The organism is Macellibacteroides sp. (assembly GCF_050251695.1).
Lineage (GTDB): Bacteria > Bacteroidota > Bacteroidia > Bacteroidales > Tannerellaceae > Macellibacteroides > Macellibacteroides fermentans.
The window spans coordinates 1-10,806 of record NZ_JBFWMI010000107.1; the positions used below are offsets into that span (position 1 = coordinate 1).

General features: G+C 42.3%; 11 protein-coding genes and 1 pseudogene. 6 read left to right on the forward strand and 6 right to left on the reverse strand.

Annotated elements, in window-relative coordinates; all coding sequences use genetic code 11:
* From AB7E53_RS12900 to miaB, 5 genes and pseudogenes are all read right to left on the reverse strand, one after another.
* Positions 1–77, reverse strand: a pseudogene (locus AB7E53_RS12900) (tRNA pseudouridine(55) synthase TruB); the annotation flags it as partial.
* Positions 77–958 (reverse strand): undecaprenyl-diphosphate phosphatase, encoded by an 882-nt coding sequence (locus AB7E53_RS12905; RefSeq protein ID WP_079684147.1) that lies wholly within the window; start codon positions 956–958, stop codon positions 77–79. The pseudogene AB7E53_RS12900 and the gene AB7E53_RS12905, both read right to left, overlap by 1 nt.
* A gap of 2 nt (positions 959–960) precedes the next feature.
* Positions 961–1,200: a DUF3098 domain-containing protein gene (locus AB7E53_RS12910; RefSeq protein ID WP_068184473.1), complete on the reverse strand. Its 240-nt coding sequence runs from the start codon at positions 1,198–1,200 to the stop codon at positions 961–963.
* Between the two features lie 17 nt (positions 1,201–1,217).
* A complete protein-coding gene (locus AB7E53_RS12915) occupies positions 1,218–2,096 on the reverse strand; it encodes a cell division protein FtsX (RefSeq protein ID WP_421468714.1) in 879 nt (292 codons plus the stop codon).
* 146 nt (positions 2,097–2,242) lie between these two features.
* Positions 2,243–3,616 (reverse strand): tRNA (N6-isopentenyl adenosine(37)-C2)-methylthiotransferase MiaB, encoded by a 1,374-nt coding sequence (miaB, locus tag AB7E53_RS12920; protein ID WP_079684150.1) that lies wholly within the window; start codon positions 3,614–3,616, stop codon positions 2,243–2,245.
* A gap of 236 nt (positions 3,617–3,852) precedes the next feature.
* Between miaB and AB7E53_RS12925 the strand changes: the two genes are divergently transcribed.
* The 6 genes from AB7E53_RS12925 (at position 3,853) to phoU (ending at position 9,638) form a co-directional block, all read left to right on the forward strand.
* Positions 3,853–4,299, forward strand: a complete 447-nt coding sequence (locus tag AB7E53_RS12925) for a hypothetical protein (protein WP_446776093.1) — start codon at positions 3,853–3,855, stop codon at positions 4,297–4,299.
* A gap of 71 nt (positions 4,300–4,370) precedes the next feature.
* Positions 4,371–5,867: an acetyl-CoA hydrolase/transferase family protein gene (locus tag AB7E53_RS12930; RefSeq protein ID WP_079684153.1), complete on the forward strand. Its 1,497-nt coding sequence runs from the start codon at positions 4,371–4,373 to the stop codon at positions 5,865–5,867.
* A gap of 169 nt (positions 5,868–6,036) precedes the next feature.
* Positions 6,037–7,224, forward strand: coding sequence for a phosphate ABC transporter permease subunit PstC (pstC, locus tag AB7E53_RS12935; protein WP_446776095.1), 1,188 nt, complete (start codon positions 6,037–6,039; stop codon positions 7,222–7,224).
* A 6-nt stretch (positions 7,225–7,230) separates the two neighbouring features.
* Positions 7,231–8,118 carry a phosphate ABC transporter permease PstA gene (gene pstA, locus AB7E53_RS12940; protein ID WP_068184496.1) on the forward strand — a complete coding sequence of 296 codons (888 nt, stop codon included), beginning with the start codon at positions 7,231–7,233 and terminating at the stop codon, positions 8,116–8,118.
* A 14-nt stretch (positions 8,119–8,132) separates the two neighbouring features.
* Positions 8,133–8,885: a phosphate ABC transporter ATP-binding protein PstB gene (gene pstB, locus AB7E53_RS12945; RefSeq protein WP_179400019.1), complete on the forward strand. Its 753-nt coding sequence runs from the start codon at positions 8,133–8,135 to the stop codon at positions 8,883–8,885.
* Between the two features lie 51 nt (positions 8,886–8,936).
* Positions 8,937–9,638 (forward strand): phosphate signaling complex protein PhoU, encoded by a 702-nt coding sequence (phoU, locus tag AB7E53_RS12950; RefSeq protein ID WP_179399742.1) that lies wholly within the window; start codon positions 8,937–8,939, stop codon positions 9,636–9,638.
* Between the two features lie 106 nt (positions 9,639–9,744).
* Here the strand turns inward: phoU and AB7E53_RS12955 are convergent.
* Positions 9,745–10,806: glycosyl hydrolase family 95 catalytic domain-containing protein (locus AB7E53_RS12955; RefSeq protein WP_446776097.1), on the reverse strand; the 1,062-nt coding region annotated here is incomplete at its 5' end.

Consider the following 10,806-nt stretch of genomic DNA (forward strand, 5'->3'; position numbering starts at 1 on the left):
AACTTATTTACCAGGTCGAACGACGTCCAACGTAAAGGTTTATTAAAATAAAGTATCTCTCCCTCTATAAAATCCATTAAACTATTTCTAAATTATACCCCATCCATAACATAACCAGAATGATTCCACCCACGATAATACGATAATACCCAAATGCCTTGAATCCATACTTGGTTACAAAACCTATAAAGAACTTAATTGCCAGTAAAGCAACCACAAACGCAACTACATTACCTATAACCAATATCCCTGCGTTTTCGTTCAAAATAGCCAAACCTCCGGGTTCAAGTATGAGTTTTAGTAGTTTGTAAGCTGTGGCGGCAAACATGGTGGGCACTGCCAAAAAGAAGGAAAACTCGGCTGCCGTTTTACGAGACAGCTTCTGCGACATACCTCCCACGATAGTGGCCATGGAACGAGAAACACCCGGAATCATAGCAATACATTGAAAAAAACCAATATAAAGAGCCTTCTTTTCAGTTAGTTCATCAGAAGACACCCTGTTAAAGAGTTTATCAACAAAGAGCATGAAAACACCCCCTATCACAAGCATGACGGCTACCACCCATACATTTTCCAACATAGAATCGATGGCATCGCTGAAAAGGAATCCTATTACGGCTGCAGGCAAAAAAGCAACCAATAATTTCCAGTAGAAATCAAATTTATACAGGAAACGCTTTCCGTATGTCTTCCATTTGGCGACTCCGGTAATTCCCTTCACTGCTTCGGCATCGAATATCTTACATGGATTAAGCCTGAAAAAACGATTCCAATACAGACAAACTACAGAAAGAATGGCACCGAACTGGATGATGACAGTAAAAGCCTTTACAAAATCGGTACTTTCTACACCCAACATATTTTGTGTAATAATCATATGTCCGGTAGAAGAAACGGGAAGAAACTCTGTTAACCCTTCAACAATGGCAATAATGATTGCCTCTATACTATTCATCCTTATTCCTGCTCGTTATTTTTGGGTTTATGAACTATTGCATATATCATCGCTACAAATCCGATCACGGTTATAACCGGAGCTACAACTATTCTGCGTGTACTGAATATTTCAGGATTAAAGGATACGCCATCTTCAGAAGCTCCACCTCCCATCAATACGAATCCTATCACGATAAAAGCAATAGCAACTGCTATAAGTATAAAATTTTCTTTTCCGAAAGCAAAATCTCTTTTAGCCATCTTATTCTACCTCTTATTTAAATGTAATATAATTTATCAACACCCATTCTCAGGTATTTGTTTACCGCAAAGAAGGTTGCTACGACCGATAACAGAATACCAAGCACAAGCACAGCCGCGAAAACCATCAACAGAGCATCCGTATTTATCAGATCTATAAATCCGGCAAGCTCAGACTGCAGGTAGTAAAGGGCCCCCATCAATAGTAACATGGCCAATATAGAAGCATAAATTCCGCTTACCATATTATATATCATAAAGGGTTTACGGATAAAACCATGCGTAGCCCCTACAAGTTTCATCGTGTGAATGAGGAAGCGCTTCGAATAGATAAGCAAACGGATGGTGTTACTGATTAGCACAAAGGAGATAATCATAAGAACTGCCGCAAGCGACAGCAGAATAATTCCGATCCGTTTTAAATTATCATTCACAACCTCCATCATATCTTTGCGATATAATAGTTCAGATACATTTGTATATTTCTTGAATTGCTTTTCGATAAGTTGCAGACTGTCCGGATTAGCATATTCCGAATGCAACTTCACCTCCAGTGAAGCTTGCAACGGATTAAAACCTAAAAATGTTTCGGGGCGTTCACCCAGTTCCTCTTCCAGTTCTTTGGATGCCTGATCTTTGGAGATATATTCAATAGATTTTATGAATGGTTCTGCTTCCAGCTTTTTCTGCATCCGCTTTACTTCACCCTCACTCATATCATCTTTCAGCACTACAGAAAAAGTTATATTTTCCTTTACAAACCTCGAAAGTGTATCACCCATCAGTCCCATCAAAAGGATAAGACCTAATAAAAAGAGAACCAACGCAATGCTAATTACGGATGTAAGGCGAGAATTAAAGAAAGAGACAGTTGTAAATTTCTTATTTTCAGTCATCTGATTATTCCTAATTAGAGTTAAATAAATTTGGAAGGTGTGTCCGGCGAACACACCCCCCAAATTCGTTGCAAAAGAACACATAATTTACGAATTACGCAGCTCTTTTACATTTATTTAACCTTCCGTTCAATGAGAAAGATTGCTTATGCTTCTATCGGTTGACCAAACAGAGTGGCCGAAGAGGCTCCGGTTACACGTACTTTTACAAATTGGCCAACTTTAAAATTCTGCTTATCAAATATAACGACCTTATTCTGACTTGTCCTACCGAATAATTGCTCGCGCGAACGTTTGGAAAAGCCCTCAACCAATACCTCAAATACTTTACCGACATCTCTCAGGTTGCTCTCTTCAGACAGCTTGTTTTGCAGATCGATCATCCCTTGAAGTCGACGTACCTTTTCGTCTTCCGGAATATTGTCTTCCAGATTTTTTGCTGCAAATGTACCCGGACGTTCGGAATATTTAAACATGAATGCAGAGTCGTATCCAACCTCCCGCATCAATGAAAGGGTCTCTTCATATTCATCCTGGGTTTCGGAGTGGAAACCACAGAAAAGATCGGTCGAAATCGCACAGTCAGGTAAAATACGACGGATTGCTGCAATCCGGTCCATATACCATTCGCGGGTATATTTCCGGTTCATGATTTTTAAGATTCTTGAGCTTCCTGATTGAGCCGGCAAATGAATGTGTCTGCACAGGTTTGGATACTTCGCTATTACGGTCAGCGTATCGTCGCTCATGTCTTTTGGATGTGATGTAGTGAAACGGATCCGCATATCCGGAGCTTCCAAAGCCACCCGCTCCAATAGCATCGGGAAGGTTATGCTCTCATCCCCTTTTTTGAAAAGATACGAATTAACGTTCTGCCCTAACAGAGTAACCTCGCGGAAACCTTTATCGCGCATATCCCGCACCTCATTCAGTATGCTTTCCACATCGCGGCTTCTCTCCCTTCCACGTGTATAGGGAACAATGCAATAGGTGCAGAAATTATTACAACCGCGCATAATGGAAATAAATCCGGAGATATTTATTCCGCCTATTTTCAACGGAATTACATCTTTATACGTTTCCTGAGTAGAAAGTTCTACGTTAATTGCTTTCTCTCCATGCTCCACGGCTCCAACCAAATTCGGAAGATCCATGTACGAATCGGGACCAACCACCAAATCCACCCCGTGATTGCTGATCAACTCCTCTTTTACCCTTTCAGCCATACAACCGAGCACTCCGATAATGAGCGTTCTCTTTTTCCGCTTTAACGACTGAAAATACTGCAACCTCCCTAACACCTTCTGTTCGGCATTATCGCGCACAGAGCAGGTATTTACGAAGATGGCATCCGCCTCTTCAATTTTGTTGGTCACAGCATAACCATCCATCTCCATGATGGATGCAACAACCTCACTGTCTGCCACATTCATCTGACAGCCATAGGTTTCAATAAACAGCTTACGTTCTACGTTCTGGGCAGCAGATTTTAAGTCCACGCCTTTCGTTTCATTACTCATTCGATAAATATTAAAAATATATAAAACAAATTGTTCTCAATAAAAAATGATTCAAAATATTTTGTCAACAAAAACCATCAGCGTATTTTTGCCTATGAAAAACGTAAATTTTTTCATAGTTAAGGTTTTGGTTAATTACTAGATAAGGGTGGCTGGGAAGTTACCCTTATTTTTTTGTTCTTTATGATAATTCATTTTTTCTTCCTACATTTGAGGTGCAAAAATAATCAAAAGTTATGGATAACCTTGGAGATTGGCTTTACATTGTTTTTTTAATCGTTGCAGCAGTCAGTGGATTGTTCGGTTCGGGCAAGAAGAAAAAACGTCAGACAGAAGTTCTTGGCAGGCCGGACAGTGAAATAGAGCCCGGAACACAGAAACCTGCACAAAAGAGTTTCTGGGAAATGCTGGAAGAGATGCAGGAAGAGAAACCGAAAGCCAAAACTATGCCAACTCCACAACCAGCAACCAGACCTGCAATCAAAAGTAAAGAGAAACAACCTCATGCAAGCACCCCGTTTCTGAATACGGAAAGTCAGCACCCATCTGCAATTAAATCGACTCCGGCACTTCAACTAGAACCGGATGATGAAAACACTGTAATGCAAGGTATTACATTTACTGATACAGATGATTTGAAGAAGGCTGTTATTTATTCTGAAATATTTAACCGCAAATATTGAAAATCAGCGGTTTTTAATAACTTTGCGTCGTTTTTTCCAGAAGTCAACATTTATAATAAAATTACTATACCATGTCATTAAAATTCATTACTGCTGAAGAAGCTGCTGCGTTCGTGAATAACGACGACAACGTTGGTTTCAGTGGATTTACGCCAGCCGGATGTCCTAAATCGGTTCCGGAGGCTATTGCAAAAAGAGCAGCTGAAGAGCATGCCAAAGGCAACCCATTTCAGATCGGAATGTTTACCGGAGCTTCTACCGGAGACAGACTAGACGGCGAACTTGCCCGTGCAAATGCCATCAAATTCAGAACGCCGTATCAATCTAACAAAGATTTACGTTCTGCACTTAATGCACACAAGGCTCAGTACTATGATATGCATTTATCGGAACTGGCGCAAAGTCTGCGTTATGGTTTTCTTGGAAAAATAAATGTAGCTGTTATTGAAGCTGCCGATGTAACTGAAGACGGAGAGATTGTTCCTACTTGCGGAGTAGGTATCACACCTACTATCTGTCGTTTGGCCGATAAAATAATCGTGGAACTTAACCATAAACATCCGAAGGCTATCAGAGGGATGCACGACATCTACGAGCCTCTGGATCCTCCTTATCGTCGCGAAATACCCGTTTATTCTCCTTCAGACCGGATTGGATTGCCTTATGTAAAGGTTGATCCATCTAAGATCGTTGGCGTGGTTGAAACTGAAAATGCAAACGAAGGTGGTGCATTTGCTCCGCTGGACGACGTTACAAAGGCTATTGGTAACAACGTGGCTATGTTCCTTGCTGGCGAACTGAAAGCCGGTCGCATTCCGGAAGGATTCCTACCGATGCAAAGTGGGGTAGGTAATGTTGCCAACGCAGTACTTGCTGCTATTGGTGAAAATAAGGAAATCCCTGCCTTCAATGTGTATACGGAGGTAATTCAGGATGCGGTTATTTCTTTGATGAAAGAAGGTCGTGTTAAGTTTGCCAGTGGATGTTCATTGTCTGTAAGTAACGATGTGATCCGCGAAATCTATGCAAATTTGGACTTCTTCAAGGATAAGATATTACTTCGTCCGCAGGAAATCTCGAACAACCCGGAAGTAGCCCGTCGTTTAGGTTTGATTACGATCAACACCGCGCTGGAAGCTGATATTTTCGGTAATATCAACTCAACCCACGTATCGGGAACTAAAATGATGAACGGTATCGGTGGTTCGGGTGACTTTACACGTTCTGCTTACCTGTCAATCTTCACCACACCTTCTACAGCTAAAGATGGTAAGATCAGTGCATTTGTTCCCATGGTATCTCACGTTGACCATAATGAGCACTCTGTAAAGGTTATTATCACAGAGTACGGTGTAGCCGATTTAAGAGGTAAATCTCCGGTTCAACGTGCCGAAGCAATTATCAACAATTGTGTTCATCCGGATTACAGACCTTTGCTTACAGAATATATGAATATGGGTATCAAAGGACATACACCTCAGAATTTGAAATGCAGTTTTGCTTTCCACGAAGAGCTGGCAGCCAGTGGCGACATGCACAATGTTGACTGGAGCAAATACGCAAAGTAACACATATTACATTTTTATTAACAAGGAGTTGTACGAATCGTACAGCTCCTTGTTACTTTACAGAAACCTGTAATATATTTGTAATATATATGTAATATTTCCTTCAAACCTATTTAACCCCATCTTAATACTCATTTTCTTACTTTGCATCAGAAATAAATCGATCAACGTGAAAAAGTTTTTTGAAAAAATAGTTGAAGGAGGATTACTGATAAGCGGGAGCGTAACCAGCCTCGCCATCCTTCTGATTATCGTTTTCCTTTTCAAAGAGGCTTCCGGTCTATTTAACAGTCCCGCTGTAGAAGAAGGTTATGTACTAGCCGTAAACAGCAGTAATCCTGTTAAACATCTTTCGCCGGAAAAAACAAAACAGGTATTTGATTCGGAAATTACAAACTGGAGTGAACTTGGAGGCAACGACGAGGAAATTCTGGTTTTTCGTTTTTCAGACCTTACGAACTTCTACACAGAAGAAGAACTTGGGGCCGAGTTTGAATTTGTGCCCGACAAGATCAACGAGCTCGTTCAAAAGGAAAAAGGAATTGTTGCATTCTTCCCCGAAATGTATCTTGCCAAAGATTTCAAGGGAACTGTAATTTCAAAGGACCCGATCCGACCGGGAGAATTTTTTGGTGGCACCCAGTGGTATCCCACTGCAACACCATCTCCCATATTCGGACTGATTCCATTGTTATTGGGAACTCTGTTGGTTAGCTTCGGAGCAATCATCCTATCCTTACCGTTCGGTGTGGCCGTTGCCATATACCTTGCCGAAATAGCCAATTTCAAGACACGCCAATTCCTCAAACCTGTAATTGAGCTTTTAGCAGGGATTCCATCCGTTGTTTACGGATTCTTCGGGTTGGTTGTTATCGTTCCGTTGATACAGAAAGGGTTTAACCTCCCTGTTGGCGAAACGGCTTTTGCCGGTAGCGTTGTACTTGCCATCATGGCCTTGCCTACGATCATCACAGTTGCTGAAGACGCAATGCGCACCACTCCCCGCGCCATGAAGGAGGCGAGTCTGGCGCTCGGAGCCACCCAATGGCAGACAATCTATAAAGTAATAATCCCCTATTCCAGTTCCGGAATCACATCTGCGGTTGTACTGGGAATCGGGCGTGCCATCGGTGAAACAATGGCGGTATTGATGGTTACAGGAAATGCAGCCATTATCCCGACTTCATTCTTTGAACCTGTACGAACCATTCCTGCAACCATTGCTGCAGAACTCGGAGAAGCTCCGGCAGGTGGTGCCCACTATGAATCGCTGTTCCTGCTTGGTGCCGTACTGTTCATGATTACACTGGTGCTCAGTATCGCTGTTGAATATATCTCATCCAAGAAAAAAATATAATTACATATGACTCCTATAGAAAAATTGGGCAATGTGAATAACAGGAAACGATGGTCGCAAAAAATTGCTTTCGGATTCTTTACCTCACTTAGCTATTTGGTTGTTCTCATTCTGTTTGTCATACTCGGCTTTATCATCATTAAAGGTGCCAGTGTGATTAGTTGGGATTTCCTAACCAAATCACCCGAGGAAGGTATGACTTCCGGAGGTATCTATCCCGCCATCGTGGGAACATTATATCTGGTATTGGGAAGCAGTCTGATCAGTTTCCCCATTGGAGTAATGAGTGGGATCTTCATGAATGAATATGCAACAAACGGTAAAATAACCAAATTCATACGAATCATGACCAACAACCTCAGCGGTGTACCCTCTGTTGTATTTGGTTTATTCGGGATGGCACTATTTGTAAATACTTTGGGATTTGGCGACTCAATCATTGCCGGATCACTTACCCTTGCACTATTGTCTCTACCGTTGGTAATACGTACCACCGAAGAAGCGTTGAAAAGTATTGACGATTCATTCCGTCACGGCTCTCTAGCATTAGGTGCTACCAAACTGCAGACCATCCGCAAGGTAATACTGCCTATGGCTTTTCCCAATATCATCACCGGTCTGATTTTGTCTGTCGGCCGTGTTTCGGGAGAGACTGCCCCGATTCTTTTCACGGTTGCTGCCTATTTCCTGCCACAGCTTCCGGGAAGTATTTTCGATCAGTGTATGGCATTGCCTTATCACTTGTATGTTATTTCGACCAGCGGAACCGATGTAGAGGCATCCAGGGGGATGGCTTATGGCACCGCCCTGGTATTGATTGCCATTGTGCTGATTGTAAATCTACTAGCCAATGCACTCCGTTCTTATTTCGCAAAGAAAGTTAAAATGAACTAATGTCCACAAAGAATATGATCAAGATTGATACTCAAAATGTAAATTTCTACTACGGTGACTTTCACGCGTTGAAAAACATCTCGATGAAAATTGAATCGAATACCTCAACAGCATTTATCGGTCCGTCGGGATGTGGTAAATCAACCTTTCTCCGGTTGTTTAACCGGATGAATGATTTAATTTCCGGAACACGTCTGGAAGGGACTATCCAAATTGATGGCCGAGACATATATGCTAAGGGAGAAAAGGTAGATCAACTGAGAAAAAACGTTGGCATGGTATTTCAAAAGCCAAATCCATTTCCCAAAAGTATCTACGAAAATGTAGCTTATGGTTTACGGGTTAATGGTATTAGCGATGAGAACTACATTGAAGAAACAGTTCTGAAAACCCTTCAGCAAGCAGCTTTGTGGAATGAAGTGAAAGACAAGTTAAAGAAAAGCGCCTTCGAACTGTCCGGCGGTCAACAACAACGTTTATGTATTGCCCGTGCACTGGCCATCTCGCCATCCATATTGCTTATGGACGAACCGGCATCTGCCCTTGACCCGATTTCAACAGGTAAGATTGAAGATCTTATCCATGAATTGAAAAAAGAATATACGATTGTAATCGTTACACACAATATGCAACAAGCCGCACGCGTTAGTGACAAAACCGGCTACTTCTATCTGGGTGAGTTGATTGAGTTTGGCGATACGCGAAAGATATTTACAAATCCGGAGAAGGAGTCGACTCAGAATTATATCACGGGACGCTTCGGTTGATCTTTTTGGCATTCATTTCAAAGTAAGGATTATCCCATAAACAAACGCATCATGAAAGTAATAGAAGAGGAAATAAATGGATTAAAGGCAAGCATAAGCCAAATGTGGGCATTGGTACACCAGCAATTGTATAATGCAGGGGAAGCATTGCTGACTGGCGACAAGGAACTGGCCTTTAAAGTGATGAACAGGGAACGAAGGGTAAATGCTTTTGAGCTTAAGATAGACAGTGATTGCGAAGATATTATTGCTCTGTATGCTCCGGTAGCCATCGACCTTCGCTTTGTATTGGCCATGTACAAGATCAATACCAATCTGGAACGTCTCGGCGACTTTGCCGAAAGTATCGCCCGCTTTGCCGGAAATTTACCGGACGGTGAGCCTATCGATCCGGAGCTTATTAAGAAAACACGTATTGAAGAGATGCTCAAGGCTGTGTTGGAAATGATGTCTCTCACAAAAGAGGCCTTCGAAAAAGAGGATTCCTCCATTGCATCCGGAGTATTTGCGAAAGACGCCGTGGTTGATGAGATAAATCACGCTTCGGCTTCATTGATTGCCGATTTTATTGAGACTCATCCGGGAAGTGCATTGTCAGGTATTTTTGTATCGGGTGTGATTCGCAAGCTCGAGCGTTACGGAGATCATTGTACAAACATAGCGGAAGAACTTATATTCTATTTGGATGCCAAGGTGATGAAGCATTTGGGAAAAGTAGATCAGAGTCTGAATCTGACAGACGATAACGCCTGATCAAGGTCCAAACAGAACAACTTATAAATAGAGAGTCCCGGTTATCGATTAACCGGGACTCTCTTATTTATAATCTTATCAAAGTTTATTCTGGAGATACGTAAACTTAAAAGATGAAATCTGCAATATCACCTTTGCTCATTGTAAGAGACAATATACCATCGCTAACCGGCAACGATTTAGATTCGCCGTTTATCTTAACACTTAGTTTTGGCGCATGCGCAGGTATCTTAATTTTAAATGTATTGTTTACATCTGCCCTCAGGGTTGCATTATCCACCCGGTTGTTTGTCCAGTGTACATCCATCTCTGCTCCTCCCCGAACTTTCAAGCCTCTGAAACTACCGTTTTTCCATACAGAAGGTAAGGCTGGCAACAATTCGATAATACCCGTCTGACTTTGAATCAGCATTTCTGCAATTCCGGCAGTTCCACCAAAATTTCCATCAATCTGGAACGGAGGATGCGCACAGAAGAGGTTCGGATAGGTTCCGCTTCCAAAGCCTGAATACTCAGGCTCGTCTGTCGACTTCAGGCAAGGCCTGAGTAAATCCGACAACAGTTTATGAGCTCTGTCACCGTCGTGCAATCGAGCCCAGAAGTTTACTTTCCATGCCATAGACCATCCCGTACTTGCATCACCTCTCTTTTCAAGGGTGGCACGGGCGGCCTTGGCCAGTTCCGGCGTTTGAGAAACGGAAATTTCATTTCCGGGATGCAATCCATACAGATGTGATACATGGCGATGTGTTACCTCCGCCTCTTCGTATTCATTCAACCACTCCATGATTCGTCCGTCTTTCCCTATCGTTGTAGGCATAAGCTTATCTCTTTTAGCAGCCAGCTCCTGAACAAATACGCTATCCAATCCCAAGATCTCAGCAGCCTCCATCGTATTTCCAAAAAGTTCACGTATCAACTGATTGTCCATCGTGGAGCCGGCCGAAACAGCTACAACACTTCCATTGCTCATCCTGAAATTATTCTCGGGAGAGGTGGTAGGAGCCGTGACCAGATACCCATTCCGTGGATCTTCAACCAGCATATCCACAAAGAACAGAGAGGCTCCCCGCAATACCGGATACACTTCAGCCAGGTATTTTTTATCCATCGTATAGAGATAATGATGGTACAGATGCTGACAAAGCCATGCGGCGGATGTATTCGT